We start from the raw sequence: 25,938 nt of genomic DNA on the forward strand, positions 1-25,938 counted from the left end.
CGAAGGACCGCGGAATGCTGCTTTCCGTGAACGACCTGCAGGTGCGCTTCGACACGCAGGACGGCGCCGTCTCGGCCGTCAACGGCGTCAGCTTCGGGCTGGCGCAGGGCGAGACGCTGGCCATTGTCGGCGAAAGCGGCTCGGGAAAGAGCCAGACCGCCTTCGCCTGCCTGGGGCTGCTGGCGCGCAACGGCCGCGCCGCGGGCTCGGTGCGCTGGGACGGGGCCGAGATCCTCAACCTGCCCGAGCGCGCGCTGAACCGCATCCGCGCCCGCGAGATCGCGGTGATCTTCCAGGACCCGATGACCTCGCTCAATCCCTACATGACGCTGGGCGACCAGATGGCCGAGGTGCTGGTGCTGCACAAGGGCGCCGCGCGGCGCGAGGCGCTGGACGAGGCGGCGCGGATGCTCGACGCGGTGCGCATCCCCGAGGCGCGGGCGCGGCTCAGGCAGTATCCGCACGAGCTTTCGGGCGGCATGCGGCAGCGGGTGATGATCGCCATGGCGCTGCTGTGCCGTCCGCGTCTGCTGATCGCCGACGAGCCGACGACCGCGCTCGACGTGACGGTGCAGGCGCAGATCATGGCGCTGCTCGCCGATATCCGCGAGGAGTTCGGCACCGCGCTGATCCTCATCACCCATGACCTCGGCATCGTCGCGGGCGCGGCCGAGCGGATGCTCGTCATGTATGGCGGGCAGGTGATGGAGGAGGGGACGACCGAAGCCGTCTTCGCCCGGCCGCTGCATCCCTATACCGAGGGCCTCCTGGCCGCCGTGCCGCGGCTCGACCGGGTGGAGGCCGAGCTGCGCGCCATTCCGGGCGATCCGCCCAACATGGCCGATCTAGGCGCGGGCTGCCCCTTCGCCCCGCGCTGCGAGCGGGCGATGGAGATCTGCCGCCGCGAGATGCCGCCGCTCGACGGCACCGACCGCCGCCGCGCCTGCCACCTGTCCGAGGAGGTCTTCGCATGACCGGTCCGCTGCTGCGCGTCCGCGACCTGTCCGTCAGCTTCCCCGTCCAGGGCGGCGGGCTTTTCCCCTGGCGCAACCGGCGCCTCCTGCGCGCGGTGCAGGGGGCGGGGTTCGACCTTGCCGCCGGAAAGACGCTGGGCATTGTCGGCGAAAGCGGCTCGGGCAAGTCGACGCTGGCGCGCGCGATCCTCGGCCTGGTGCCGCGGGCCGGCGGCGAGGTGATCTGGGACGGGCGCCCGCTCGGCGAGGCGCAGCGCCCCGAAGTGCAGATGATCTTCCAGGATCCGCTGGCGGCGCTCAATCCGCGGATGACCGTGGGCGAGATCATCGCCGAGCCGCTGGTGACGCATTTCCCGCAGATGAGGAAGGCCGAGCGGGTGGAGAAGGTCGTCGCGCTGATGGAGCGGGTCGGGCTGCGCGCCGAGCTGAGGAACCGCTATCCGCACGAGTTCTCGGGCGGGCAGTGCCAGCGGATCGGCATTGCCCGGGCGCTGATCTCGGGGCCGAGGCTGGTGGTCTGCGACGAGCCGGTCTCGGCGCTCGATGTCTCGGTGCAGGCGCAGGTGGTGAACCTGCTGAAGGAGCTGCAGGCCGAGATGGGGCTGACGCTGATCTTCATCGCCCATGACCTTTCCGTGGTGCGCCACATCTCCGACGAGATCATGGTGATGTATCTCGGCCGGGTGATGGAGCATGCCCTGGCCGCCGATCTGGTGGCGCGGCCGATGCATCCCTATACCCGCGCGCTGATCGCCGCCGCGCCGATCCCCGATCCGGCGGTGGAGAAGGCGCGGCCGCGCGCGGTGCTCGAGGGCGAGCTGCCCTCGCCGATGGCGCCGCCCTCGGGCTGCGTCTTCCGCACGCGCTGTCCGCTGGTGCAGCCCGCCTGCGCCGAGGCGGTGCCGGAGCCGCGGGCAGTCGCGCCGGGCCGCCGCCTGGCCTGTCCGGTGACGGCCGCCGAGGCGGCGCCGGTCAGCGCTGGCTGAGCGCGGCCCGCATGGCGCGGATGTCGCCGGTCAGCACGCCGTGATGGATGCCGGGCTCCACCTCGGTCGCCACATCGGCGCCGAGCCCGGCGAGCACCTCGGCCGAGCGGTTGACCCGCGCCATCGGGATATGCGGATCGGCGGCATGGTTGCTGATCCGCACCTTCTGCCCGGAGAGATCGGCGGCATAGCCGAAGATCTTCTCGCCATGGCCGTAGAGCTCGGCCCGCGGCGGCCCGCCGGCATCGGCGGTGCCGACGAGCCCGCCGGAGCAGGCGAAGATGCCGGCGAAGCCGCCGCCGCGCCTTGCCGCGAATTCCAGCGCGAGGCAGGCGCCCTGGCTGAACCCGGCAATGCCGATCCGCGCCCGCGGCAGCCCGGCGGATTCGAGCGCGGCGACCGCCGCCCCGACCGCGTCCAGCGCCGCCGGAAGCCAGGGCTCGATCTCGGCCTGCGCCGAGAGGAAGGAGCAGGGCCACCAGGAGGTCTCGCCATTGGCATGCCGCGGCGCCTCGGGCGCGGCCAGCGCCAGCCGGGGCAGGCCCAGCCCTTCGCCCAGCGGCAGGATCGAGGCGGCCGAGGCCCAGCGGCCATGAACCAGCACCAGCCCGTGGCTCGCGCGGTCGGGTTCTGCTCCGCTATAGGTCAATGCCGCCATGCGGGCATCCCGGCGCGGGCGGCGCGGCGGCTGCGGGGACGGGGGCGGAGGGGGCGCAGGCCGGCCGCGGAGACCGGCCCGGTCTTTCGCCGCGACGATGCGGGCGCCGGGGCGCCGGAAATCCCCCGCCGGGGGCGGGGGGTTGCGGTGACGTGATGCAGGTCCTTGATCCGCTCTTCCATCGGATCCCTCCATGTGCTTGTCTCGACGCTCACATAGCTCTGGCAATGCCACAAGCCACTGCAGCCGCGCAGAGCCGATCTTCCGTTGCGGAAACCTGGCGGCCTCCGGCATGGCGGTCCCGAAACTGCCGAAACCTCCCTTCGGGGGAGTGCTGCCCCTTGCACCCTCGGGAGCCTTGACTATAACGCAGGCGATTTGCCCACTCCTGAGTCAGAGGCCGACCCCATGCCCAAACGCACCGACATCTCCTCCATCCTGATTATCGGTGCCGGACCCATCGTCATCGGGCAGGCCTGCGAGTTCGACTATTCCGGTGCCCAGGCCTGCAAGGCGCTGCGCGAGGAAGGCTACCGGGTCATCCTGGTCAACTCGAACCCCGCCACCATCATGACCGATCCGGGCCTGGCCGACGCCACCTATATCGAGCCGATCACCCCCGAGGTCGTCGCCAAGATCATCGAGAAGGAGCGCCCCGACGCGCTCCTGCCGACCATGGGCGGGCAGACCGGGCTGAACACCTCTCTGCAGCTCGAGGAAATGGGCGTGCTGGAGAAATTCGGCGTCGAGATGATCGGCGCCAAGCGCGAGGCCATCGAGATGGCCGAGGACCGGGCGCTGTTCCGCGAGGCGATGGACCGGATCGGGCTGGAAAACCCGAAGGCCGACATCGTCACCGCGCCGAAGCGCGCCGATGGCAGCCGCGACATCGCCGAGGGCCTGAAGCAGGCGATGGAAGCGCTCGAGCATATCGGCCTGCCCGCGATCATCCGCCCCGCCTTCACGCTGGGCGGCACCGGCGGCGGCGTCGCCTATAACCGCGACGACTACGAATACTACTGCCGCACCGGCATGGAGGCCTCGCCGGTCGGCCAGATCCTCGTCGACCAGAGCCTGCTGGGCTGGAAGGAATACGAGATGGAGGTCGTCCGCGACAAGGCGGACAACGCGATCATCGTCTGCTCCATCGAGAATATCGACCCGATGGGCGTCCATACCGGCGACTCGATCACTGTCGCCCCGGCGCTGACCCTGACCGACAAGGAATACCAGCAGATGCGCGCCGCCTCGATCGCGGTGCTGCGCGAGATCGGCGTCGAGACCGGCGGCTCGAACGTGCAATGGGCAGTGAACCCCGAGGACGGCCGCATGGTCGTCATCGAGATGAACCCGCGGGTGTCGCGCTCTTCGGCGCTGGCGTCCAAGGCCACCGGCTTCCCGATCGCCAAGATCGCCGCGAAGCTCGCCGTGGGCTACACGCTCGACGAGCTCGACAACGACATCACCAAGGTGACCCCGGCCTCCTTCGAGCCGACCATCGACTATGTCGTCACCAAGATCCCGCGCTTCGCCTTCGAGAAGTTCCCGGGCTCGAAGCCCGAGCTGACCACCGCGATGAAATCGGTGGGCGAGGCGATGGCGATCGGCCGGACCTTCCACGAATCCGTGCAGAAGGCGCTGGCCTCGCTGGAAACCGGCCTGACCGGCTTCGACGAGATCGACATCCCCGGCGCGCCCGACAAGGTGGCGATCACAAAGGCGCTGGCCGAGAAGACGCCGGACCGCATGCGCGTCATCGCCCAGGCGATGCGCCACGGCCTGTCGGATGACGAGATCCAGGCCGCCACCGCCTTCGACCCCTGGTTCCTCGCCCGCATCCGCGAAATCGTCGACACCGAGGAGCAGGTCCGCCGCGACGGCCTGCCGGTGACCGAGGAAGGCCTGCGCCACCTGAAGATGATGGGCTTCACCGATGCCCGCCTCGCCAAGCTTACCGGCCGCGACGAGGACAACATCCGCCGCGCGCGCCTGAATCTCGGCGTCACCGCGGTCTTCAAGCGCATCGACACCTGCGCCGCCGAGTTCGAGGCGCAGACCCCCTACATGTACTCCACCTACGAATCCCCGGTGATGGGCGAGGTGGAATGCGAGGCGCGTCCCTCCGAGCGCAAGAAGGTCGTCATCCTCGGCGGCGGTCCGAACCGGATCGGCCAGGGGATCGAGTTCGACTACTGCTGCTGCCATGCCTGCTTCTCGCTGTCCGGCCAGGGCTACGAGACGATCATGATCAACTGCAATCCCGAGACCGTGTCGACCGACTACGACACCTCGGACCGCCTCTATTTCGAGCCGCTGACCTTCGAGCACGTGATGGAGATCCTGGCGACCGAGCAGAAGAACGGCACGCTGCACGGCGTGATCGTCCAGTTCGGCGGCCAGACCCCGCTGAAGCTCGCCAATGCGCTCGAGGCCGCGGGCATCCCGATCCTCGGCACCACGCCGGACGCGATCGACCTGGCCGAGGACCGCGAGCGCTTCCAGGCGCTGGTCAACCGGCTCGGGCTGAAGCAGCCGAAGAACGCCATCGCCCATACTGACATGGAGGCCTTCAAGGCCGCCGTCGAGATCGGCTTCCCGCTGGTGATCCGCCCCTCCTACGTGCTGGGCGGCCGCGCGATGGAAATCGTCCGCGACCAGGCGCAGCTGGAGCGCTACATCTCCGAGGCCGTGGTCGTCTCGGGCGACAGCCCGGTGCTGCTCGACAGCTACCTCTCGGGCGCGCAGGAGGTCGATGTCGACGCGATCTCCGACGGCACCGACGTGCATATCGCCGGGATCATGCAGCATATCGAGGAAGCCGGCGTCCATTCGGGCGACAGCGCCTGCTCGCTGCCGCCGCATTCGCTGAGCCCCGAGATCATCGCCGTGATGGAAGAGCAGGCCCGCGCGCTGGCGCTGGCGCTGAATGTCCGCGGGCTGATGAACATCCAGTTCGCGATCAAGGACAACGAGGTCTACCTGATCGAGGTGAACCCGCGCGCCTCGCGCACCGTGCCCTTCGTCGCCAAGGCCGTGACCTCGCCGATCGCCGCGATCGCCGCGCGGGTGATGGCGGGCGAGGACCTGAAGAGCTTCGAGGGCGTCGAGGGCGGGCTGGCCAGCTACCAGACCGGGCGCTTCGCGGTGAAGGAGGCGGTCATGCCCTTCGCGCGCTTCCCGGGCGTCGACACGCTGCTCGGTCCGGAAATGCGCTCCACCGGCGAGGTGATGGGCTCGGACGACGACTTCCCCATGGCCTATCTGAAGGCGCTCCTCGGCGCGGGCACGACGCTGCCCTCGTCGGGCAAGGTGTTCCTGTCGATCAAGAATGACGACAAGACCCCGGTCCTGGCGGAGACGGCGCAGGTGCTTTCCGAGATCGGCTTCGAGATCGTCGCGACCCGCGGCACCGCGCAGTTCCTGTCCGAGCATGGCGTGGCGTCGGAGGTGGTGAACAAGGTCTACGAGGGCCGCCCGAACATCGTCGACGTGCTGAAGGATGGCGGCATCGCGATCCTGATGAACACGACCGAGGGCAACCAGTCGATCGAGGACAGCCGCGAGATGCGCAACGTCGCCCTGATGAACCGCATCCCGTATTTCACCACGCTGGCCGCCTCGCATGCCGCCGCGCTGGCGATGAAGGCGCGCCTGAGCCACGATATCGGGGTGAAGGCGCTGCAGGAGGCCTGATCCTCCTGCCGCTCCCGCGGCAGCGGACAAGGCAGCGGACCAAATGGAAACCCCGGCCAGTGGCCGGGGTTTTTCCGTTTGAGGGGGCGAAGCGCGGGCGGCGGGTCAGCCGACTTCGCGCAGTTCCTGCCTTGCGTCCTTCTCGGGGCCGTAGAGATAGGCCCGCGTCAAGGGCACCGCGTTCTGGTCCCTGGCGAGCTGGAACTGGAACACCGCCTGGCGGCCGTAGCGGAAGGTCATCTCGCAGGCCAGCAGGTAGAACCGCCACATCCGGTAGAAGCGCTCGTCGAACATCTCCTCGATCTCCGCGCGATGCGCCTGCACCCGCAGAACCCAGTGATGCAGCGTCTCGGCATAGTGGATGCGCAGGATCTCCACGTCGCAGGGGTAGAGGCCCGAGCGCTCGATATGCGGCACGGTCTCCGACAGCGAGGGCACGTGCCCGCCGGGGAAGATCCGCTTGATGATCCAGGGCGAGACCGGGACCGGCATGCCGGTGCGGCCGATCGTGTGGATCAGCGCCACGCCGTCCGGGGCCAGCTTGTCATGGACCTGGGCGAAGTACTCGCCGTATTGCGGGATGCCGACATGCTCGAACATGCCGACCGAGACGATGCGGTCGAACTGGCTCTCCACCTCGCGGTAGTCCTTCAGCAGGATCCGCACCCGGTCCTCGAGGCCCGCCGCCTTGACCCGCTCGTTGGCCAGCCGGTGCTGGTCCTCCGAGAGCGTCACGCCGGTCACCCGCGCGCCGTATTCCTTGGCCAGGGTGATCGCCATGCCGCCCCAGCCGCAGCCGATATCCAGCACCGACATGCCCGGCTCCAGGCGGAGCTTGCGCGCGATATGGCGTTTCTTCTGCAGCTGCGCCTGTTCCAGCGTATCGTCGGGATGCTCGAAATAGGCGCAGGAATACTGCCGGTCCTCGTCGAGGAAGAGCCCGTAGAAGTCGTTCGACAGGTCGTAATGATGCGCCACGTTCGACTTGGCGCGGGTGATGGAGGTGATCTGGCTGAGCCGGCTCATCAGCTTCTCGGGGCGCAGCGCATGCGGCCGCTTGCCCCCGCCATTGAGGTTCTTCAGCGCCAGCGCCAGGAGCCCGCCGATATCGTCATTCTCGACGGTCAGCGTGCCTTCGGTATAGGCATCGCCAAGCGCCATCTCCGGGTCGGTCACGAACTGCCGGAGGCGCGACGGGTCGCTGAGCGTCACGCGGACCGGGGGGATGTCCTTCCGGCCGTAATGGATGGTACTGCCGCAGGGGAGCGTTACCTCGAGCGCGCCCTCCACGACCAGGCTGCGCAGGAGCCTGTCAAAGAGTTTCTGCCACATCGTCACAAGTCACTTTTCACCTGGTGGATCCGGAAAAGAGACAGAACCTCAGGGACAAGGAATGCGGGTCGGAGCGGCCTGCCTCTCATTGGTTAACGCAAAAAGGTTAATACCGGATCCCGGCAAGAAAAGTCACATGAGCGTGAAATCGCCGGTTCCGCGCCCTACCACATGGTCTGGGCGGCGCGTCCGGGCCATTCGCGGTCGTATTCGGCACCGCCGACCTCGCCTTCGGTGCGCGCGGCCAGCATCTGCCCGGCGGTGGGCAGGGCGGGGCGGCTCTCCGGGGTTTCCCACAGCGCCGAGCGCATCAGCGCGCGGGCGCACTGGAAGTAGATTTCCGCGACCTCGATCACCGCCACGGTGCGCGGCTGGCGCCCGCGGGTCTCGAAGGCGGCGCGCAGGCCCGCATCCGCGGTCAGCCGCGCGCGGCCGTTGATGCGGATCACGCTGGTCTCGCCCGGCACCATCAGCATCGCCGAGACCCGGCCGTCGCGGACGATGTTGCGCAGGCTGTCGATGCGGTCATTGCCGCGCCAGTCGGGCAGGGCGAGGCGGCGCTCGTCGAGGATGCGCAGCACCGGGCCCTCGTCGCCGCGCGGCGAGCCGTCCGTGCCCTCGGGGCCGACCGTGCTGAGCACGCAGAACCGCGCCGCCTCGATCCATACCCGGTATTCCGGGGTCATCCGGTCGGCCACCTTCACCAGCGCGGGCGGCTTCGGCGTGCCGTAATGCGCCTCCAGCGCCGCCTCGGTCTCGATCCACTCCATCTATCGCTCCTCCTTGCGGAATCCGGCCTCGGCCATCAGCGCGTGGCTGGCGGTTTCGACCTCGGTCTCGAGCCGGGCCATGAAGGCGTCGGTGGACAGCCCCGGCGCGATCGGCGGCAGGAACTCCATCACTGCCAGGCCCCGGCTGCGCAGGATGCCGGCCTTCGGCCAGAACAGCCCGACATTGGTCGCCGCGGGGATGCAGGTCTGCTCGAGCTGCTTGTAGAGCGCGCCGGAGCCGGCCTTGTAGGGCATCTCCGCCCCCGGCGCGACCCGCGTGCCCTGCGGATAGATGATCAGCTGGCCGGGCTCGGCATGGCCCGCCGCGACGTCCTTCAGCATCTTGGTGATCGCCGCGCCGCGCTTGCCGCGGTCGACCGGCACGCAGCCGATCCGCAGCGCGAACCAGCCCAGGACGGGCGCGCGCACGAGCTGCTTCTTCATGATGAATTTCGGCCGCGGCAGCACCGAGCAGAGCAGGATGATGTCGAAAAAGCTCTGGTGCTTGGCGGCGACCAGGACGCCGCCCTCGGGGACCGGGCCGCGGATCTCCGAGCGCAGGCCGGTGATCCAGCGCGCGCTCCAGCGGACCCAGCGGCAATAGGTGCGGATGCCCGCGAAGGCGCCGCGCCGGTCGACCAGGGCCCAGGGGGCGAAGGCGATCCCCATCAGCAGCATCATCAGGTACATCTGCACGATGAAGACGAGCGAGAGCAGCCATTGCCAGGCATGGACCATGTCAGGGCCGTCCTTTCAGCATGCGGAGCGCGCTCCGGCGGGTGGTGGCCCAGGCCACGAGCGCGGCGAGGAGCGGAACCGGCGCCAGCAGCGCCCAGGACGCGCCCGAGGGGCGCAGCGCGGGCAGCCCGGCGGCGCCGGTGGCGGGGAAGGCGGCCAGGATCGCGGCCGCGGCCAGCGTGCCGATGCAGGCGCCGAGGAAGGCGCGCAGCGTGATCCGCCGGACGAAGGCGCGGGCGATCCAGGTGTCGCGCGCGCCGACCAGCCGCAGCACGTCGATCACCTGCGAATTCGCCGAGAGCGCGGCGCGCGCCGCCAGCGCGGTCACCGCCGCCAGCGTCGCCGCGATCAGCCCCAGTGCCGCGACGGCGAGCCAGCTCATCCGCGCCTGCGCCCGGGCCAGCGGGCCGCGCCAGCGGTCATGGTCGTCGAAGCGCGCCGAGGGAACCTCGCCCGCCAGCCGCAGCCCCAGCGCCTTCGCGTCGAAGCTCTCGCCCTCGAAGGTCACCTCGATCAGCCGCGGCAGCGGCAGGCTGTCGAGCGGCAGGTCCTTGCCGAACCAGGGCTCCAGCAGCGCCTGCTGCTCCAGCTCGGGGATCACCCGCGCGGTGGCGATGCCGGGCGTCGTCTGCAGCACCTGCATCGCGGCCTCGGTATCGGCGTCGCGCGCCTCGCCCGAGGAGGTGATCCGCACCGTCGCGGTGCCCGCGAGCTCGGCCCGCCAGGTCGCGCCCAGATGGAACAGCATCGCCGCCAGGGCGATGGCGAAGACGGCGAGGAAGGCCATCGAGGCGGTGCCGAGCGCCACCAGCCGCGGCGTCGTCCCCGAGGAGGGGACCACGCGCGAGGCGCCGGGATCGCCGCGGAGCATGTCGAAGACACTCATAGCGCGGCTCCCGCCTGGGTCAGCTTGCCGTCCTTCAGCCGCAGCACCCGGGCATTGACCAGGGGCTTCGCGGCGCGGATCAGCGCCAGGTCATGGGTCGCCATCAGCACCGGCGTGCCCAGCCGGTTCAGCTCGATCAGGAGCGTCAGCAGCTTCAGCGACATCTCCCAGTCGAGATTGCCGGTCGGCTCGTCGGCCAGCACCAGCTCGGGCGCGGTCAGCAGCGCGCGGGCCAGCGCGGCGCGCTGGCGCTCGCCCCCCGACAGCGTCGGCGGCAGCGCCGTGCGGTGCTCGCCCAGCCCGACCCAGGCCATCAGGTCCGCCGCCTGGGCGCGCATCTCGGGATCGACCGGGCCGCGCACCGTGAAGGGGAGGACGATGTTCTCCTCCAGCGGCAGGTGGTCGAGGAACTGGGTGTCCTGGTAGACGATTCCCATGCGCCGCCGCGCGCTGGCGCGGGTGTCGCTGCTCATCTCGGCAAGCGGGCGGCCAAACAGCCGCACCTCGCCCCTGGCCGGGGCCTGCGCCCCCGAGCACAGCCTTAGTAGTGTTGTCTTGCCAGCGCCGGAAGGTCCTGTAAGGAAGAAGAAATCCCCGGGCTGCAGGGAAAAGGTGACGTCATCGAGCACCACGCGCCCGCCAAATGCCACCGTCACCTGTGAGAGGTCGATCACTCGTACTGCCCCTTTGGTTGCGGCCCCCTTCTTGCCTCAGCGGCCCGGGCATGGCAACGGGCTACGCTTGGCGCCGGTGGGCGAAATTGCTAGAGGTGAAGGCATGCAGCAGGGAGAGCACGCAAAGGTGATCCGGATCATCTGCCCAGCCTGCCAGGCGGCCTATGACGTGCCGCAGGCAGCCATCGCCGCAGGGGGACGGGATGTCCAGTGCTCGGCCTGCGGGCACAACTGGTTCCAGCTCTGGCTGCCCGACCGGCCTGCCGCCGGGGCGGAGCCCGCGCCCGCACCGCCCGCAGCCTCGGCCAGGGAGAGCGCACCGGTTCCTGCGCCGCCCGTAGACCCTGCCGAAATGGCGGAAGACGGGCCGCCGCTGCCATCCGTTTTGGCCGGCCGCGCGCGTCGCGCGGCGCCGCCCGCCGCGCCGCCGCCGCCGATGCCCGCCATCGACGAGGAGCCCGAGCTGGACCTGCCGCTGCCGCCGCGGCGCAGGCTCGATCCCGACGTGCTGGCGGTGCTGAAGGCCGAGGCCGAGACCGAGACCCGCGCGCGCCGCCGCGAAGCAGAGGGCATGCCCTGGGCGATCGAGGCGGTGCCGCAGCCGCAGGCCCGGCCGCGGCGCAGCCCCAGCGAGGTGCGCGACCGCCTGTCCCGGCTGCAGGAGGCCGAGCGCGGCAGCGAGGCGGGCATCCGCTGGCGGCCGAGCGGCGAGAACCCGGGCAACGAGCCCGATCCGGAGGTCGAGGCGCCGCTGGTCCCGCCGCAGGGCGGGTTCCGGCCGATGCCGCCGCTGTCGGACAATGCGCCCGCGCCCGATCTGAGCAGCCTCCTGCAGGACCGCGCCGATATCGCCCCCGATCCGGTGCTGCCCGATCCCGCGCCGCAGCCGGGCGAGATCCGCAGCGGCCTGCCGGTGCTCAGCCGCTCGCGCGCGCTGACCCGCGCCGAGGTGCAGGCGGCCGAGCTGCGCCGCGGCTTCCGCATCGGGTTCTTCGTGCCGGTGGCGCTGGCGGCGGTGCTGCTCGCGCTCTATCTCGCGGCGCCCTGGGCGGCGGGGCGCATGCCCGCCGCGGCGCCGTTCCTGGAACGGATCGCCGCCCATGGCGACGTGGTGCAGGAAAGGCTGGCCGGCGCCATTCTCGGCGTCTTCGGCCAGGAGGGGCCCGACGGGTCCTAGACGGCTGCTGGAATGGGCGCCAGGGCGGCATCGTGCGGGACATCGGTCCGCAGTTAGTCAGGACGGCTCCCCGAAGCGGGCATGCCTGGCCGCCCTCGGGACCATGTCCCCGGTCCTGCCGCCAAGCTCCGCGGCCGTGCAGACTTTCCAGCACCCTGCCGGACGGCCCCGCCCGCTGAGCCGCTCGGGCGGCAGGCGGGCCGGGTGCGGCTCAGCCGCGGTCGCGGCCCGGCGTGAAATGGCTGGGGATGAAGGAGCTCGGCTCGGGCAGGGAGATGCGGCCCATCTCCAGGAACTTCTTGCGCCGCTCGGCGACCAGCGCCTTGCGGTCGAGCCCGGCTAGCCCGGCCAGCATCTCGGTGATCGCGGCGCCGACATTCTCCATGGTCTTGCCCGGATCGCGCTGCGCGCCGCCCAGCGGCTCGGCGATCACCTTGTCGACCACCCCGAGCTGCAGCAGATCCTGCGCGGTCAGGCGCAGCGCCTCGGCCGCCTCGCGCATCTTGCCGGCATCCTTCCACAGGATCGAGGCGCAGCCCTCGGGCGAGATCACCGAATAGACCGAATGCTCCAGCATCGCGACGCGGTTGCCCGCGGCGATGCCCACCGCGCCGCCCGAGCCGCCTTCGCCGATCACGACCGACACCAGCGGCACGCCGATCGACAGGCATTTCTCGGTCGCGCGCGCGATCGCCTCGGACTGGCCGCGCTCTTCCGCGCCCTTGCCGGGATAGGCGCCGGGCGTGTCGACCAGCGTCACCACCGGCAGGTTGAACCGGTCGGCCATGTCCATCAGCCGGACCGCCTTGCGGTAGCCCTCGGGCCGCGCCATGCCGAAATTCCGGTCGAGGCGGCTCGCCGTGTCATGGCCCTTTTCATGGCCCAGCACGACGACGGGGCGGTCGTTGAACCGCGCCAGACCGCCCATCACCGCGGCGTCGTCGGAGAAGCCGCGATCGCCGGCCAGCGGCGTGAACTCGGTGAAGAGCGCGCTGATGTAGTCCTTGCAATGCGGACGGCTGGGATGGCGCGCCACCTGGCATTTCCGCCAGGGCGAGAGATCCTTGTAGAGCGAGACGAGCAGCGCGCGCGCCTTCTGGTCGAGCGCCTCGGCCTCGCGCTCAACCTCGATCTCTTCCGAGCCCCGCGCCAGCGCGCGCAGCTCCTCCGCCTTGCCTTCGATCTCGGCCAGGGGTTTTTCGAAATCGAGATAGCTCTGCATCCGTGACGCTCCGTCTGTTCCGGTGGGCTATATGGAGCCGGATGCCGGGAAACGCAACTCGCCTGAGCAGGGGCGGGTGCCGCGAAAATCGTGCAGCTGCAGCATTTCCGGGCAGGAGGGCGCGGGCCGGGCCGCATCTACCGTGCCAGTCCCGCCCCGGCAGCCGGGCGGATTTGCCGTGCCCGCGCGCCGGGCGGTACGGTCTCTGCCGGGAATGACACGACCGGAGGCCAGGACATGCATGACGTCACCATCAGCGAGCTGCCGCCGAAGCGCGTCGCCGCGCTGCGCCACCGGGGCGACTATGCCGAGATCGGCGCAACCTTCGAGAGAGTCCGCCGGATCTTCGACGCCCGCGGGCTCTGGGCGCCGGGGCAGGCGATGATCGCGCTCTATCATGACGACCCGGCCGGGGTGCCCCTGAGCGAGCTTTCCGGCCATGCCGGGGTGATGGTCGGCGCGGAGGCGCTGATCCACGAGCTCTTCGACACGGTGGTGGTCAAGGGCGGCCGCCATGCGGTGCTGCGCCACGAGGGATCCTACCAGGGGCTGCCCGGGGCCTGCCGCTACCTGCGCGAGACCTGGCCGGGCGAGGCGGGCGAGACGCCCGATGCCGATGTGCCGCTGCAGGAGATCTACCTGCGCCCGCCCGAGGATCCGCAGGGCGCGCTGACCGAGATCCACATGGCGCTGAAGCCTCAGGCCTGAGCGGCCTGGGCAGCATTCTTCTGCAGCCCGATCCGGGCCAGCGCATGGGTGGCGGGGCCGCGGATGCCCTTCATCGGATCGTCGGGCCGGTCGTCCTGGACATGGGGATTGGCGCAGGGCGCCTCGATCGCAGCCTGGCCCGCGCGCAGCGCCGCGGCATCGATGCGCGGCGGATCGCTGTGGCGGATCGCGGCGATCAGGATGCGGTGCGCCGCCGAGGCCAGCGTCCAGACCGTGTGGTAGCGCAGCCCCTCGAGATCGGGCGAGGCGGCGATCCGGCCGATGGCGGCGGCGAGATCGGGGAAGGTCGCCGGGTCGCGCCGGCATAGACATCCGCCGCCTTTGGACCCGGGCGCAGCCCCTCGAGCACCTGCGACAGGTCCCGGTCACCGTCTTCAGCTCCCGGCGCGTGCTTTCCAGCGCGGCCACCGGCGCATGCGGGTCATAGGCGGAATAAGTACGCTGAGCCGGGCGTTCTCCGCCCCGACCTGATCGAGCGCGGCATCGATCTCGTGCAGGTCCTGCTCCCCCGGCGCAGCGTCATCTCCAGCGGGCCGATCTTCACGCTGTCGACATGGCGCGACAGGCCGGCCAGTCAGCCCGGACGCATCGCGGCAAGCACGGTCCAGGCCGGGATGCCGTCGAGAAAGAGCTTCGGGTACTGGAAGACCGGAACATTCTGCTTGCGGAACCTCCCCTGTCCGGCATGCCCGGTGCAGGGCCAGCCGCAGTCAGGCGGAGCGTTCCGGAATATCGCGGGCCGCGCGCAGCCTCCCAACATCGCGCGGCCCGGGGCGCTGGCTCAGCTGCTTGCGATCAGCTCGGCCTGCGCCACGATGACTTCGGCCTGCTTGATCGACGCGATGTCGACCAGCCGGCCCTTGTAGACGGTGGCCCCGAGACCCTCGGCCTTGGCCTTCTCCATGGCGGCGAGGATCTCGCGCGCTTCCGAGACGGCCTCTTCGGAGGGGGTGAAGACCTCGTTGGCGATGGCGACCTGCTTGGGGTGGATCGCCCATTTGCCGACCATGCCCAGCGTCGCCGAGCGGCGCGCCTGGGCGCGGAAGCCCTCGTCGTCGGAGAAATCGCCGAACGGGCCGTCGACCGGCAGCACGCCATGGGTGCGGCAGGCGGCGACGATCGCAGCCTGGGCCCAGTGCCAGGGGTCGGACCAGTATTTCGCGCCCTCGCGGATCATGTAGTAGTTTTCCTGCGTCCCGCCGATGCCGGTGGTCTGCATCCCCATCGAGGCGGCGAAATCCGCGGCGCCGAGGCTCATCGCCTCCATCCGGGGGGAGGCGGCGGCGATCTCCTCGACATGGGCGATGCCGGCCGCGGATTCGATGATGACCTCGAACTTGATCGGCTTCGCGCGGCCCTTGGCGCGCTCCACGGCGGTGACCAGCGCGTCGACGGCATAGATGTCGCCCGCGCAGCCGACCTTTGGGATCATGATCTGGTCGATCCGGTCGGAGGCCTGCTCCAGCAGGTCGACCACGTCGCGGTACCAGTAGGGCGTGTCGAGCCCGTTGATCCGCACCGACAGGGTCTTCTTGCCCCAGTCGATGTCGCCGATCGCCTGGATGATGTTCCTGCGCGCCTCGGGCTTGTCGTCGGGCGCGACCGAATCCTCGAGATCGAGATTGATAACGTCTGCCGCGGAGCCCGCCATCTTCTCGAAGATCGCCGGGCGGGAGCCCGGGCCGAAAAGCTGGCAGCGGTTGGGACGGGCAGGGGCCGCGGGCTGGATGCGGAAACTCATTCGGGCCTCGTGGTCATATTGTTGCAAATCCGGTCCACGGCTGGTTATATCCTTGCGCTCTCATCTGCAAGCCGGAATTTCGCAGGTGCGGCGCAAGGTGTCGCAGCTGCGGCAGGAGATGCCGGAACTTGCCGGAAAAACGGCAGGATACGCCGGAAATACGTCCACTTGGGCGGTTCCATCAGGCCAGGTTAGGGTTCATCTTGAAACCCGGAGGCGGTGGCGCATGATTGCCGCCATAGCGACTGACGGAGTGCATGATGATCCAGAGCCCCTACCTGCTGTTTCTCGGCGACGCCCCCGATCCGCTGGCCGCGAAAGTGGCCCAGGGGATCCGCGACTGGCGGCCGGAATTCGCCGTGGGCCAGCTGCGCCTGCCGGGCTGCAAGGCCGACATGAAGATCCCCGACATGACGCTGGACGAGGCCAGGGCCGCAGGCGCGAAGACGCTGGTGATCGGCGTGGCGAATCGCGGCGGCGTGATTTCCGACAGCTGGATGAGCGTGCTGGTCGAGGCGCTGGAGAAGGGCTTCGACATCGCCTCTGGGCTGCACACGCTGCTGCGTGACCAGCAGCCGCTGGTGGCGGCGGCGGCGCGCGCGGGCGCGAGCCTGCACGACGTGCGCCTGCCGGACCGGCCCTATCCGATCGCCAATGGCGAGACGCGGACGGGCAAGCGCTGCCTCGCCGTGGGCACCGACTGCTCGGTCGGCAAGATGTATACCGCGCTCGCCATGGAGAAGGAGATGACCGCGCGCGGCATGAAGGCCAGCTTCCGCGCCACCGGCCAGACCGGCATCCTGATCACCGGCGGCGGCGTGCCGCTCGATGCGGTGGTGGCGGATTTCATGGCCGGCTCGATCGAGACGCTGACGCCCGACAACGACGCCGACCACTGGGATCTGATCGAGGGGCAGGGCAGCCTTTTCCATGTCTCCTATTCCGGCGTGACCATGGCGCTGGTCCATGGCGGCCAGCCCGATGCGCTCGTGCTCTGCCACGAGCCGACGCGGCCGCATATGCGCGGCCTGCCGGGCTACCAGCTGCCCTCGCTCGAGGCGCTGCGCGATGTCGCGCTGCAGCTGGCGCAGGTGGCGAACCCCGATTGCAAGGTGGTCGGCATCTCGGTCAACACCTCCGGCATGACCCCGGAGGAGGGCGACGCCTATCTCGCCTCGCTCGAGGCGGAGATGGGCCTGCCGGCCGTCGATCCCTTCCGCCAGGGCGCCGGCCGCCTGGTCGACGCGCTCGACGGCATCTGAGCGCCGTCCCGCCCCGGGCCTGACCCGGGGCCTCCTGGCCTACCAAGAGGCGCCGGGTCAGGCCCGGCGCGCGTCAGCGCAAGAGGAGCAGCCATGACGCTCAAGATCGAGGTGGCGGCGGAGAGCTTCCGCCTGGCCCAGGCTTTCCGCATCTCGCGGGGGGCGAAGACCGAAGCGCAGGTGATCACGGTCACCCTGTCCGACGGCACCCATGCGGGCCGCGGGGAATGCGTGCCCTATCCGCGCTACGGCGAGTCGCAGGAGAGCGTCACCGACCTGATCCGCGGCCTGCCCTCGGACGTGACCCGCGAGAGCCTGCAGGAGCTCCTGCCCGCGGGCGCCGCGCGCAATGCCGTCGATTGCGCTTTCTGGGATCTGGAGGCCAAGCGCGCCGGCTGCCGTGCCTGGGAACTCGCCGGGCTGCCCGCGCCGGGCCCGGTCGTCACCGCCTACACGCTGGGGCTCGACGAGCCAGAGGCGATGAGGGCCAATGCCGAGCGGAACGCCTTCCGCCCGCTCCTGAAGATCAAGCTCGGCACGCCCGACGACATGCCCCGTCTGGAGGCGGTCCGCGCGGGCGCGCCCGGCTCCGAGATCATCGTCGACGCCAACGAGGGCTGGACCGCCGAGGTCTATGCCGATCTCGCCCCGCATCTGCAGCGGCTCGGCGTCACCCTGGTCGAGCAGCCGCTGCCGGCCGCCGATGACGCGGCGCTGATCGGGCTCGAGCGGCCGGTGCCGGTCTGCGCCGACGAGAGCGCCCATGACCGCGCCTCGCTCGGCCATCTGACGGGCAAGTACGACGTCATCAACATCAAGCTCGACAAGACCGGCGGGCTGACCGAGGCGCTGGCGCTGCGCGCCGAGGCCCGCGCCCGGGGCTATGGCATCATGGTCGGCTGCATGGTCGGCTCCTCGCTCGCGATGGCGCCGGGCGTCCTGCTGGCGCAGGGCGCGGCGGTGACCGATCTTGACGCGCCGCTCCTGCTGGCCGAAGACCGCGACACGCCGATCCTCTATGACGAGGCCGGCATCCATCCGCCCCTCCCCGCGCTCTGGGGCTGACCGAGAGGACCCATCATGACCCGCATCGTCTATCTGAACGGAGAGTTCCTGCCCGCCGAGGAGGCCAAGGTCTCGATCTTCGACCGCGCCTTCCTGATGGGGGACGGCGTCTACGAGGTGACCTCGGTCCTGGGCGGTCGACTGATCGATTTCGACGGCCATGTGGCGCGGCTGGAACGGTCGCTGAAGGAGCTCGGCATGGAGATGCCGATGCCCGCGGAGGAGCTGCTGGAGGTCCACAGGGCGCTGGTGGAAAAGAACGCGATCGTCGAGGGCGGGGTCTATCTGCAGATCACCCGCGGCGTCGCCGACCGCGACTTCCTGATGCCCGAGGGGCTCAAGCCGACCGTCGTTCTCTTCGGCATGCACATGCCGCTGGTCGAGTCGCCCAAGGCGGAAATCGGCATGTCGGTCGGCGTGGCCGAGGACCAGCGCTGGGGGCGGCGCGACATCAAGACGGTGCAGCTCCTCTACCCGTCGATGGCCAAGACCGCGGCGAAGAAGGCGGGCTTCGACGATGCCTGGCTGGTCGAGGACGGCTTCGTCACCGAGGGCACCTCGAACAACGCCTATATCGTCACCAAGGACGGCCGGATCGTCACCCGGCAGCTGTCGCATGACATCCTGCACGGCATCACCCGCGCGGCGGTGCTGAAGATGGCGAAGGAGGCGCAGATGCAGGTCGAAGAGCGGCCCTTCACCATCGAGGAGGCCAAGGACGCGGCAGAGGCCTTCATCACCTCGGCCACGACCTTCGTGATGCCGGTGGTCAAGATCGACGGCACCGAGCTCGGCGACGGCAAGCCGGGCCCGGTCGCCAAGCGCCTGCGCGAGATCTACATCGAGGAAAGCGGCAAGATGGCTTCCTGAGCCGCACCGCCCGGCGGCGGGCCCGCGAGCGCGGAAGATCACGGCGCAGGGGCGGCCCCCCTGCGCCTTTCCCTTGCCGGGTTCAGGCGGCCTGGCCGAAATCGTCCTCCGCCCCGCTATCGCGGATGCGGAACTGACCGGCCAGGGCCTTCAGGTCGTCGGCCGCGCTCGACAGGGCGAAGCTCGCCGCGGTGGTCTCTTCTGTCATCGCGGCGTTCTGCTGCATGCTGGTCTCCAGCTGCACGGTCGCGGCGTTGATCTCCTTGATGCCGATCGCCTGCTCCTGCGCCGAGGCGGAGATGTCGGCGACGTTCGAGGCGATCTCGGCGACGGCGGCGATGATCTCCTGCAGCGCCTGGCCGCTATGGTCGACCAGCGTCACGCCGCGCTGGATCTGCTCGGTCGAGTTCGAGATCAGGTCGTTGATCTCGCGCGCCGCCTCCGAGGAGCGCTGCGCCAGCGAGCGGACCTCCGAGGCGACGACGGCGAATCCGCGCCCGGCCTCGCCCGCGCGGGCGGCCTCGACCCCGGCATTCAGCGCCAGCAGGTTGGTCTGGAAGGCGATGTCGTCGATCACGTCGATGATCTTCGAGATCTTCTGCGAGGAACTGTCGATTTCCGACATGGCCGAGACCGCGTCGCGCACGACGGTGCCGCTGTCCTCGGCCCGGGTGTTCGCCGCGCGCGACAGGTCGTCGGCGCGGCGCGCGCGGTCGGCGGCGGTCTCCACCGCGGCGGTCAGCTGGTTCAGCGCCGCCGAGGTCTGCTGCAGCGTCGCCGCAGATTTCTCGGTCCGGCGCGACAGGTCGTCGGCGGCGCTCGAGATCTCCGTGCTGTTGCCGCTGATCTGGCCGATCCGGCTCGAGATCTGGACGATGAGCTGCGCGAGATTGGCCAGCGCGGTGTTGTAGTTGCCGCGCAGCGCCTCGTAGCTGTCGGGGAACACCGTCTCGATGCCCTTGGCGAGGTCGCCCGCGGCGAGCCGTTCCAGTCCGTCGGCCAGGGCGCGCACGACCTGGTCCTGTTCCTCGCGCTGGCGGCGCTCGCGCGCCTCCGCCTCTTCGCGCAGCGCCTCTCGCTCGCGCAGCGCGGCGGCTTCCTTCTCCAGCCGCGCCCGCTCGGCCTCGGCCTCGCGCTGGCGCTCGCGGGCCTCGCGCTGGCGTTCGGCCTCTTCGCGGCGGGCCTCGGCGGCGCGCTCGGCTTCCTCGCGTTCGCGCTCCTCCTCGCGCAGGCGGCGGCTGTCGATCAGGTTCTGGCGGAACACTTCGAGCGCGCGCGACAGGCTGGCGATCTCGCCGCCATGGCGGGCGAAGGAGGGGACGGGCGCGGTGTCGCCCTCCGCCAGCCGTCCGGTGGCGCGGATCAGCCGCCCGAGCGGGCGCACCAGCAAGAGCCAGAGCGCGGCCAGCGCCAGGGCGATGACCAGGACGCTGGCCGCCGCGATCACCGACATGCGGGTCCCGGCGGCGGCAGCGGCGCGGCTCAGCTCCTGGCTGGTGGCGGCCACCCGGTCGACATTCTCCCGCGCGATCCCGCGTGCCTGCAGCGTCAGCGCCCCCAGCGCGGCGGCTGCCTCGGAAGAGGCCGCATCGGCTTCCATCCGGGCCGCGACGACGTCGCCGCGCAGCGCGAGGATGCCCGTCCCGGGATCGGCAGCGGCAAGGACCGCCTCCACCGAGGCGGAAAGCTCCGCGTCCCCGGCGAAGGCGAGGGCGCTGTTGCGGATCACGGCCGAGAGCTCTGCCGCTTCGGCGGCGGCGGCTGCCAGGGCGGTGGAATCATCGGCCGAGGCGCCTGCGAGCACCGTGGACAGCAGCGCGCTGATGCTGCGCTCCAGCCGGATCGCCTGGATCACCCGGGCCAATGCGCGCCGCGTCTCCGAGCTGGCCTCCGAGCGCAGGCCGCGCCGCGCCTCCGAAATCGCGGCGGTCCAGGCCGCCTCGATCCGGTCGCGGGCCAGGGCGACCTCCGAAGCGAGCCGGTCGCTTTCCTCCAGCGTGCGCGTGTCCTGGTCGATCTCGGTCCGGCGGGCGCTGGCGATGGTGGCGAAATCTGCCGACATGTCTTCCAGGCTGCGGGCGAAGCCCTCCTGCGCGCCGCTGCCCAGCCCGGCGGCGAATCCGGCCAGCGCCTGCGTGGCGGTCCCGAGCGTGTCCGCCGCTTCGGCAAGGTCCTCCTGGCTGCCCGCGGCCAGCAGAATCGACAGATGCTCGCCAATGCCGGTGACCGCGTCGATCAGGTCCGAACTGGTCCGGAGACCCGGCACCTCGACGGTTTCGAGATGGCCCAGATCCTGGCGGAAGGCGCCGAAGACCGCCAGCGCCATCGCGGTCGCGGCGATGGTCAGCGCCCCGAGCAGGAGAATGATCGCGCCGGTCTTGACCCCGACGCTGCCGGCAATGCGGCCGAGATGCTGCGCCATCCCCGTTCCTTTCCACTCGTTACAGGCCGGCGCCGCGCATGGCAGGCGGCGCGGGACGGACGGGGCCGCGGCACGTGCCGCGGTCGCCCGTCCCCCTGATGGCGCCCGCGTGGTTTCCACCGGATTAAGACCAGCCGGATTTCCGTCCTTTCCGCCCCGGACCCGGCCCGAGCTTGCATCTCGGGCCCCCTTTGGGTAGCGGGAGGCGGAGCTTGAAGGATGAGGCGGCCATGAGCGAGTTGCGCGGGAAATATCTGGAGCTGATCGCCGATGCGGCGGACGAGGACACGCTCGAGGCGCTGCGCGTGCAGGCCGTCGGCAAGAAGGGCGAGATCAGCCTGAAGATGCGCGAGCTGGGCAAGATGAGCCCGGAAGAGCGCCAGGTCGCCGGGCCTGCGCTGAACGCGCTGAAGGACGAGATCAACTCGGCGCTGGCGGCGAAGAAGGCCGCGCTGGCCGATTCCGCGCTGGAGGAACGGCTGCGGGCCGAATGGCTCGACGTGACGCTGCCCGGCCGTCCGGCGGCGCGCCGCGGCGGCACGGTCCACCCGATCAGCCAGGTCCAGGAGGAGGTCACCGCGATCTTCGCCGACATGGGATTCGCCGTGGCCGAAGGCCCGCAGATCGAGAGCGACTGGTACAATTTCGACGCGCTGAACATCCCCGGGCACCATCCCTCGCGCCAGGAGATGGACACGTTCTACATGCACCGCGCCGAGGGCGACGACCGCCCGCCGCATGTGCTGCGCACCCATACCTCGCCGGTGCAGATCCGCGCGATGCAGAAGACCGGCGCGCCGATCCGGGTGATCGCGCCGGGCCGCGTCTACCGCGCGGACTACGACCAGACCCACACGCCGATGTTCCACCAGGTCGAGGGGCTCGCCATCGACAAGGACATCTCGATGGCGAACCTGAAATGGGTGCTGGAGGAATTCTGCCGCGCCTATTTCGAGGTGGACGGGGTCGAGCTGCGCTTCCGCGCCTCGCATTTCCCCTTCACCGAGCCCTCTGCCGAGGTCGATATCCGCTGCTCCTGGCAGGGCGGCAGCCTGAAGATCGGCGAGGGCGACGACTGGATGGAGATCCTGGGCTCCGGCATGGTGCATCCGCATGTGCTGCGCTCCGGCGGGATCGACCCGGACAAGTGGCAGGGCTTCGCCTTCGGCATGGGGATCGACCGGATCGCGATGCTGAAATACGGCATCCCCGATCTGCGCGCCTTCTTCGACAGCGACCTGCGCTGGCTGCGCCATTACGGCTTCGCCGCGCTCGACGTGCCGACGCTGCATGGCGGCCTCAGCCGGTGAGGCTGTTCGAGCAGGACCACAGGCAGGGCGGCGCCGACAAGCGCCGCCTCTTCGCCGCCTTCGAGATCGCCTATACCGCGGTGGATTTCCTGGCGGCGCTGCTCTTCGTGGCCGGCTCGATCTTCTTCTTCTACGACAGCCTGATGACTGCGGGGACCTGGCTGTTCCTGGTGGGATCGATCTGCTTCGCGATGAAGCCGACGATCCGCCTCTGGCGCGAGCTGAAGCTGGCGGCAATGGGCGACACCGAAGACCTCGCCGAGCGGGCCCGGCGCTAGCGGCGCGACAGTGGTTCTCTTTTTGTTCGAAGTTTAATATATTCTGCACAGACCGGGTGTAGGACACGCGGCCAAGGAGGGATGCGGGCATGAGCAACGTCAAGGCAGTCAATCTGGCAGAGAAGCTGGTGCCGTTTTCCGAAGCCCGCGAGCTCGGGGAATTCAACGGCTGCGCGCTGCACCGCGTGGTGCTGCCGGCCGGGGCCTGCTGCGAGACGCGGACCGGGGCGGTGGATTTCTTCCACGTGATCAAGGGGTCGCTGGAAATCGAGCTGGCCGAGGAACTTGTCGAGCTGGGCCGCGGCGAGATGTATGTCGTGCCCGCGGGCACGTCCTGCCGCGCTGCCGCGCTGGAAGAGACCGAGGTGCTGCTGATCGACCGCGCGGCCGGACCGGCCCGCCTGCACTGAGCCCGGGCCGATGGCGCGCGCGATCATGATCCAGGGGGCGGGCTCAAATGTGGGCAAGTCCATGCTGGTCGCGGGCCTGGCGCGCGCCTTCCGCGCCCGCGGGCTGTCGGTGCGTCCCTTCAAGCCGCAGAACATGTCGAACAATGCCGCCGTGACCGAGGATGGCGGCGAGATCGGCCGCGCCCAGGCGCTGCAGGCGCTGGCCTGCGGGGTGGCGCCCCATACCGACATGAACCCGGTGCTGCTGAAGCCCGAGACCGAGACCGGCGCCCAGGTGGTGGTGCAGGGGCGGCGGGTGGCAACGGTGCGCGCGCGCGACTATTCGAAATTGAAGCCGCAGCTGATGGCGCCGGTGCTGGAAAGCTTCGCCCGGCTGAAGGCGGCGGCGGATCTGGTGATCGTCGAGGGCGCGGGATCGCCCGCCGAGATCAACCTGCGCGCGGGCGATATCGCCAATATGGGCTTCGCCTGCGCCGCGGACGTGCCGGTGGTGCTGGTCGGGGATATCGACCGGGGCGGGGTGATCGCCCAGCTCGTCGGCACGCAGGCGGTGCTCGATCCGCAGGATGCCGCGATGGTCCGGGGCTTTGCCGTCAACAAGTTCCGCGGTGATGTCTCGCTTTTCGATGACGGGCTGGCGGCGATCGCGGCCAGGACCGGCTGGCCCGCGCTCGGCGTGGTGCCCTGGTTTGCCGAGGCGCACAGGCTGCCCGCCGAGGATGCGCTCGACATCGCAGCGGCGTCTGCGGGCGGGGCGGTGAAGATCGCCTGCCTGGTGCTGTCGCGCATCGCCAATTTCGACGATCTGGACCCGCTTTCGGCCGAGCCGGGGGTGGAGGTCGTCATGGTCCGCCCGGGCGAGGCGCTGCCCGGCGACTGCCGCCTGGCGATCCTGCCGGGGACGAAATCGACCCGCGGCGATCTCGATTTCCTGCGCGCGCAGGGCTGGGACATCGACCTGGCCGCGCATGTGCGCCGCGGCGGCCGGGTGCTGGGCATCTGCGGCGGCTACCAGATGCTGGGGCAGGCGATCCGCGATCCCGGCGGGCTCGAGGGCCCGCCCGGCGAGACGCCGGGGCTGGGGCTTCTCGATGTCGTCACCGAGATGCATCCCGAAAAGCGGCTGACCCGCGTCGCTGCGCGCCATGCGGCGAGCGGGCAGGAGCTGGAAGGCTACGAGATCCATATCGGCGCGACCGAGGGGGCCGACCGCACGCGTCCCTTCGCCCATGTCGCGGGCGCGCCCGAGGGCGCGGTCTCGGCCGACGGGAGGATCGAGGGGACCTATCTGCACGGGCTCTTCGCTGATGACGGCTTCCGCGCGGCCTATCTGCAGGGGCTCGGCGCGGCGCCTTCGGGGCTGGGCTATGCGGCAGGGGTGGAGGCGGTGCTCGACCGCCTGGCGCAGCATCTGGAGGCCCATCTGGATCTCGACCGGCTGCTGGCGCTGGCGCGCTGAGAGCGCCGGCGCCGGTCGTCAGGGCTTCCAGTTCAGGAAATTCGCGAGCATCCGCAGTCCCGGGCCCTGGCTCTTCTCCGGGTGGAACTGCAGGCCGATGACATTGTCCTTGGCGACGATCGCCGTCACCTCGCCGCCATACTCGACATGGGCCAGCCGCTCGGCCGGGGTGTCGACATGGAACTGGTAGGAATGGACGAAATAGGCGTGGTCGCCGGTCTTCACCCCGTCGAGCACGGGATGCGCGCCGTCGATCACCAGGTCGTTCCAGCCCATATGCGGAACCTTCAGCGCCGGGTCGGAGGGGGTGATCCTGACCACCTCGCCGCCGATCCAGCCGAGCCCGCGCGTGTCCTCGTATTCCCGGCCCCAGGTGGCCAGCATCTGCATGCCGACGCAGATCCCCATGAAGGGCACGGCCCGCACCTGCACCGCCTCGACCATCGCCTCGTAGACCTGGGCGTAGCTTTTCAGCCCGTGCAGGCAGGAGGGAAACGCCCCGTCGCCGGGCAGGACCAGCCGGTCGGCCCGCGCCACGTCCTCGGGCTTCGAGGAGACGATGACCTCGCCGCCGCCGGTTTCCCGCGCCATCCGCTGGAAGGCCTTCTCGGCGGAGTGCAGGTTGCCGGATTCGTAGTCGATCAGGACGGTGAGCATCACAGCATGCCCTTGGTCGAGGGGATCGCGTCCGCCTTGCGCGGATCGGTCTCCAGTGCGTCGCGCAGCGCGCGCGCCACCGCCTTGAAGGCGGCCTCGGCGATGTGGTGGCTGTTCACTCCGTGCAGGCAGTCGACATGCAGCGTGATGCCGCCATGGGTGGCCAGCGCCTGGAAGAATTCGCGCACCAGCTCGGTGTCGAATGTGCCGATCTTCTGGGTGGGGAAGTCGACATTCCACACCAGGAAGGGCCGCCCGGACAGGTCGAGCGCCGCGCGCACCAGCGCATCGTCCATCGGCAGCAGGCAGGCGCCGTAGCGCAGGATGCCCTTCTTGTCGCCCACCGCCTTGGCCAGCGCCTGGCCGATCGCGATGCCGCAATCCTCGACCGTGTGGTGGTCGTCGATATGCAGGTCGCCCTCCGCCCGCAGCGTCAGGTCCACCAGGCTGTGCCGCGCGAGCTGGTCCAGCATGTGGTCGAAGAATCCGACCCCGGTCTTCACGTCGTAATTCCCGGTGCCGTCGAGATCGACGGTCAGGGAGATGTCGGTTTCCGCGGTCTTGCGGGTGATCGTGGCTTGGCGCATCGGAACGTCCTCCTGCGCGCCCCGTCTAGCCGCAGCCG

At 70.1% G+C, this 25,938-nt stretch carries 24 protein-coding genes; 13 read left to right on the forward strand and 11 right to left on the reverse strand.

All coding sequences use genetic code 11. The features are described 5' to 3' along the window. Window positions 1-14 precede the first annotated feature (14 nt). Both FGX59_RS03365 and FGX59_RS03370 read left to right on the forward strand, forming a co-directional pair. Window positions 15-974 (forward strand): oligopeptide/dipeptide ABC transporter ATP-binding protein, encoded by a 960-nt coding sequence (locus FGX59_RS03365; RefSeq protein WP_138465107.1) that lies wholly within the window; start codon window positions 15-17, stop codon window positions 972-974. Next, complete coding sequence (locus FGX59_RS03370; protein ID WP_138465108.1) at window positions 971-1,960, forward strand: ABC transporter ATP-binding protein; 990 nt, start codon at window positions 971-973, stop codon at window positions 1,958-1,960. The genes FGX59_RS03365 and FGX59_RS03370 overlap by 4 nt, the downstream gene beginning before the upstream one ends. Here FGX59_RS03370 and FGX59_RS03375 read toward each other — a convergent pair. Beyond that, entirely contained in the window at window positions 1,947-2,618 is a 672-nt protein-coding gene (locus FGX59_RS03375; protein WP_138465109.1) for an alpha/beta hydrolase, read from the reverse strand. The genes FGX59_RS03370 and FGX59_RS03375 overlap by 14 nt on opposite strands. Window positions 2,619-3,026: 408 nt before the next feature. Here FGX59_RS03375 and carB point away from each other — a divergent pair, with 408 nt between their 5' ends. Beyond that, window positions 3,027-6,311 carry a carbamoyl-phosphate synthase large subunit gene (carB, locus tag FGX59_RS03380; RefSeq protein WP_138465110.1) on the forward strand — a complete coding sequence of 1,095 codons (3,285 nt, stop codon included), beginning with the start codon at window positions 3,027-3,029 and terminating at the stop codon, window positions 6,309-6,311. Between the two features lie 105 nt (window positions 6,312-6,416). Here the strand turns inward: carB and FGX59_RS03385 are convergent, their stop codons facing one another. From FGX59_RS03385 to FGX59_RS03405, 5 genes are all read right to left on the reverse strand, one after another. Further along, on the reverse strand, window positions 6,417-7,643 hold the full coding sequence (locus tag FGX59_RS03385; protein WP_138465111.1) for a cyclopropane-fatty-acyl-phospholipid synthase family protein: 1,227 nt from the start codon (window positions 7,641-7,643) through the stop codon (window positions 6,417-6,419). 164 nt (window positions 7,644-7,807) lie between these two features. Beyond that, window positions 7,808-8,413 (reverse strand): pyridoxamine 5'-phosphate oxidase family protein, encoded by a 606-nt coding sequence (locus tag FGX59_RS03390; RefSeq protein ID WP_138465112.1) that lies wholly within the window; start codon window positions 8,411-8,413, stop codon window positions 7,808-7,810. Beyond that, window positions 8,414-9,151 (reverse strand): 1-acyl-sn-glycerol-3-phosphate acyltransferase, encoded by a 738-nt coding sequence (locus FGX59_RS03395; protein WP_138465113.1) that lies wholly within the window; start codon window positions 9,149-9,151, stop codon window positions 8,414-8,416. Between the two features lies 1 nt (window position 9,152). Beyond that, window positions 9,153-10,037, reverse strand: a complete 885-nt coding sequence (locus FGX59_RS03400) for an ABC transporter permease (RefSeq protein ID WP_138465114.1) — start codon at window positions 10,035-10,037, stop codon at window positions 9,153-9,155. Beyond that, window positions 10,034-10,711 carry a cell division ATP-binding protein FtsE gene (locus FGX59_RS03405; RefSeq protein ID WP_138465115.1) on the reverse strand — a complete coding sequence of 226 codons (678 nt, stop codon included), beginning with the start codon at window positions 10,709-10,711 and terminating at the stop codon, window positions 10,034-10,036. Before FGX59_RS03405 ends, FGX59_RS03400 begins: the two co-directional genes overlap by 4 nt. A gap of 103 nt (window positions 10,712-10,814) precedes the next feature. Between FGX59_RS03405 and FGX59_RS03410 the strand changes: the two genes are divergently transcribed. Further along, window positions 10,815-11,888: a zinc-ribbon domain-containing protein gene (locus tag FGX59_RS03410; RefSeq protein ID WP_138465116.1), complete on the forward strand. Its 1,074-nt coding sequence runs from the start codon at window positions 10,815-10,817 to the stop codon at window positions 11,886-11,888. Window positions 11,889-12,099: 211 nt separating this feature from the next. Here the strand turns inward: FGX59_RS03410 and FGX59_RS03415 are convergent, their stop codons facing one another. Beyond that, window positions 12,100-13,110, reverse strand: a complete 1,011-nt coding sequence (locus FGX59_RS03415; RefSeq protein WP_138465117.1) for an acetyl-CoA carboxylase carboxyltransferase subunit alpha — start codon at window positions 13,108-13,110, stop codon at window positions 12,100-12,102. 237 nt (window positions 13,111-13,347) lie between these two features. Here FGX59_RS03415 and FGX59_RS03420 point away from each other — a divergent pair, with 237 nt between their 5' ends. Together FGX59_RS03420 and FGX59_RS03425 are read left to right on the forward strand one after the other, a co-directional pair. Beyond that, window positions 13,348-13,818, forward strand: a complete 471-nt coding sequence (locus FGX59_RS03420) for a GyrI-like domain-containing protein (RefSeq protein ID WP_138465118.1) — start codon at window positions 13,348-13,350, stop codon at window positions 13,816-13,818. A 44-nt stretch (window positions 13,819-13,862) separates the two neighbouring features. After that, window positions 13,863-14,147, forward strand: a complete 285-nt coding sequence (locus FGX59_RS03425) for a hypothetical protein (protein WP_138465119.1) — start codon at window positions 13,863-13,865, stop codon at window positions 14,145-14,147. 473 nt (window positions 14,148-14,620) lie between these two features. On the opposite strand, the gene FGX59_RS03430 is transcribed toward FGX59_RS03425, so the two are convergent. Further along, the gene (locus tag FGX59_RS03430) at window positions 14,621-15,580 is read right to left on the reverse strand and encodes an L-malyl-CoA/beta-methylmalyl-CoA lyase (RefSeq protein ID WP_138465120.1); all 960 of its coding nucleotides are present in this window, start codon (window positions 15,578-15,580) and stop codon (window positions 14,621-14,623) included. A 260-nt stretch (window positions 15,581-15,840) separates the two neighbouring features. Between FGX59_RS03430 and dgcN the strand changes: the two genes are divergently transcribed. From dgcN to FGX59_RS03445, 3 genes are all read left to right on the forward strand, one after another. Continuing rightward, a complete protein-coding gene (dgcN, locus tag FGX59_RS03435; RefSeq protein WP_138465121.1) occupies window positions 15,841-16,842 on the forward strand; it encodes an N-acetyltransferase DgcN in 1,002 nt (333 codons plus the stop codon). A 93-nt stretch (window positions 16,843-16,935) separates the two neighbouring features. Further along, window positions 16,936-17,907, forward strand: coding sequence for an N-acetyl-D-Glu racemase DgcA (gene dgcA, locus FGX59_RS03440; RefSeq protein WP_138465122.1), 972 nt, complete (start codon window positions 16,936-16,938; stop codon window positions 17,905-17,907). A 15-nt stretch (window positions 17,908-17,922) separates the two neighbouring features. Next, on the forward strand, window positions 17,923-18,777 hold the full coding sequence (locus tag FGX59_RS03445; protein WP_138465123.1) for a D-amino-acid transaminase: 855 nt from the start codon (window positions 17,923-17,925) through the stop codon (window positions 18,775-18,777). A gap of 82 nt (window positions 18,778-18,859) precedes the next feature. Here the strand turns inward: FGX59_RS03445 and FGX59_RS03450 are convergent, their stop codons facing one another. Next, on the reverse strand, window positions 18,860-21,199 hold the full coding sequence (locus FGX59_RS03450; RefSeq protein WP_138465124.1) for a methyl-accepting chemotaxis protein: 2,340 nt from the start codon (window positions 21,197-21,199) through the stop codon (window positions 18,860-18,862). A gap of 230 nt (window positions 21,200-21,429) precedes the next feature. Here FGX59_RS03450 and pheS point away from each other — a divergent pair, with 230 nt between their 5' ends. From pheS to FGX59_RS03470, 4 genes are all read left to right on the forward strand, one after another. Beyond that, window positions 21,430-22,509 carry a phenylalanine--tRNA ligase subunit alpha gene (gene pheS / locus FGX59_RS03455; protein ID WP_138465125.1) on the forward strand — a complete coding sequence of 360 codons (1,080 nt, stop codon included), beginning with the start codon at window positions 21,430-21,432 and terminating at the stop codon, window positions 22,507-22,509. Next, a complete protein-coding gene (locus FGX59_RS03460; RefSeq protein ID WP_138465126.1) occupies window positions 22,506-22,787 on the forward strand; it encodes a YrhK family protein in 282 nt (93 codons plus the stop codon). Before pheS ends, FGX59_RS03460 begins: the two co-directional genes overlap by 4 nt. Window positions 22,788-22,876: 89 nt before the next feature. After that, window positions 22,877-23,197, forward strand: a complete 321-nt coding sequence (locus tag FGX59_RS03465; protein ID WP_138465127.1) for a mannose-6-phosphate isomerase — start codon at window positions 22,877-22,879, stop codon at window positions 23,195-23,197. Between the two features lie 10 nt (window positions 23,198-23,207). Beyond that, window positions 23,208-24,656 (forward strand): cobyric acid synthase, encoded by a 1,449-nt coding sequence (locus FGX59_RS03470; RefSeq protein WP_138465128.1) that lies wholly within the window; start codon window positions 23,208-23,210, stop codon window positions 24,654-24,656. 18 nt (window positions 24,657-24,674) lie between these two features. Here FGX59_RS03470 and hisH read toward each other — a convergent pair whose 3' ends face one another. Beyond that, the gene (hisH, locus tag FGX59_RS03475) at window positions 24,675-25,313 is read right to left on the reverse strand and encodes an imidazole glycerol phosphate synthase subunit HisH (RefSeq protein ID WP_138465129.1); all 639 of its coding nucleotides are present in this window, start codon (window positions 25,311-25,313) and stop codon (window positions 24,675-24,677) included. Further along, entirely contained in the window at window positions 25,313-25,900 is a 588-nt protein-coding gene (gene hisB, locus FGX59_RS03480) for an imidazoleglycerol-phosphate dehydratase HisB (RefSeq protein ID WP_138465130.1), read from the reverse strand. The genes hisH and hisB overlap by 1 nt, the downstream gene beginning before the upstream one ends. Window positions 25,901-25,938 lie beyond the last annotated feature (38 nt).

Source organism: Poseidonocella sp. HB161398 (assembly GCF_005870025.1).
GTDB lineage: Bacteria > Pseudomonadota > Alphaproteobacteria > Rhodobacterales > Rhodobacteraceae > Mangrovicoccus.

Bases quoted from the DNA above. Each gene is read 5' to 3' on its own strand.
- FGX59_RS03365 (WP_138465107.1), top strand. From the start codon at position 15: ATGCTGCTTTCCGTGAACGACCTGCAGGTGCGCTTCGACACGCAGGAC.
- FGX59_RS03370 (WP_138465108.1), top strand. From the start codon at position 971: ATGACCGGTCCGCTGCTGCGCGTCCGCGACCTGTCCGTCAGCTTCCCC.
- FGX59_RS03375 (WP_138465109.1), bottom strand. From the start codon at position 2,618: ATGGCGGCATTGACCTATAGCGGAGCAGAACCCGACCGCGCGAGCCAC.
- carB (WP_138465110.1), top strand. From the start codon at position 3,027: ATGCCCAAACGCACCGACATCTCCTCCATCCTGATTATCGGTGCCGGA.
- FGX59_RS03385 (WP_138465111.1), bottom strand. From the start codon at position 7,643: ATGTGGCAGAAACTCTTTGACAGGCTCCTGCGCAGCCTGGTCGTGGAG.
- FGX59_RS03390 (WP_138465112.1), bottom strand. From the start codon at position 8,413: ATGGAGTGGATCGAGACCGAGGCGGCGCTGGAGGCGCATTACGGCACG.
- FGX59_RS03395 (WP_138465113.1), bottom strand. From the start codon at position 9,151: ATGGTCCATGCCTGGCAATGGCTGCTCTCGCTCGTCTTCATCGTGCAG.
- FGX59_RS03400 (WP_138465114.1), bottom strand. From the start codon at position 10,037: ATGAGTGTCTTCGACATGCTCCGCGGCGATCCCGGCGCCTCGCGCGTG.
- FGX59_RS03410 (WP_138465116.1), top strand. From the start codon at position 10,815: ATGCAGCAGGGAGAGCACGCAAAGGTGATCCGGATCATCTGCCCAGCC.
- FGX59_RS03415 (WP_138465117.1), bottom strand. From the start codon at position 13,110: ATGCAGAGCTATCTCGATTTCGAAAAACCCCTGGCCGAGATCGAAGGC.
- FGX59_RS03420 (WP_138465118.1), top strand. From the start codon at position 13,348: ATGCATGACGTCACCATCAGCGAGCTGCCGCCGAAGCGCGTCGCCGCG.
- FGX59_RS03425 (WP_138465119.1), top strand. From the start codon at position 13,863: ATGGGTGGCGGGGCCGCGGATGCCCTTCATCGGATCGTCGGGCCGGTC.
- FGX59_RS03430 (WP_138465120.1), bottom strand. From the start codon at position 15,580: ATGAGTTTCCGCATCCAGCCCGCGGCCCCTGCCCGTCCCAACCGCTGC.
- dgcN (WP_138465121.1), top strand. From the start codon at position 15,841: ATGATCCAGAGCCCCTACCTGCTGTTTCTCGGCGACGCCCCCGATCCG.
- dgcA (WP_138465122.1), top strand. From the start codon at position 16,936: ATGACGCTCAAGATCGAGGTGGCGGCGGAGAGCTTCCGCCTGGCCCAG.
- FGX59_RS03445 (WP_138465123.1), top strand. From the start codon at position 17,923: ATGACCCGCATCGTCTATCTGAACGGAGAGTTCCTGCCCGCCGAGGAG.
- FGX59_RS03450 (WP_138465124.1), bottom strand. From the start codon at position 21,199: ATGGCGCAGCATCTCGGCCGCATTGCCGGCAGCGTCGGGGTCAAGACC.
- pheS (WP_138465125.1), top strand. From the start codon at position 21,430: ATGAGCGAGTTGCGCGGGAAATATCTGGAGCTGATCGCCGATGCGGCG.
- FGX59_RS03465 (WP_138465127.1), top strand. From the start codon at position 22,877: ATGAGCAACGTCAAGGCAGTCAATCTGGCAGAGAAGCTGGTGCCGTTT.
- FGX59_RS03470 (WP_138465128.1), top strand. From the start codon at position 23,208: ATGGCGCGCGCGATCATGATCCAGGGGGCGGGCTCAAATGTGGGCAAG.
- hisH (WP_138465129.1), bottom strand. From the start codon at position 25,313: ATGCTCACCGTCCTGATCGACTACGAATCCGGCAACCTGCACTCCGCC.
- hisB (WP_138465130.1), bottom strand. From the start codon at position 25,900: ATGCGCCAAGCCACGATCACCCGCAAGACCGCGGAAACCGACATCTCC.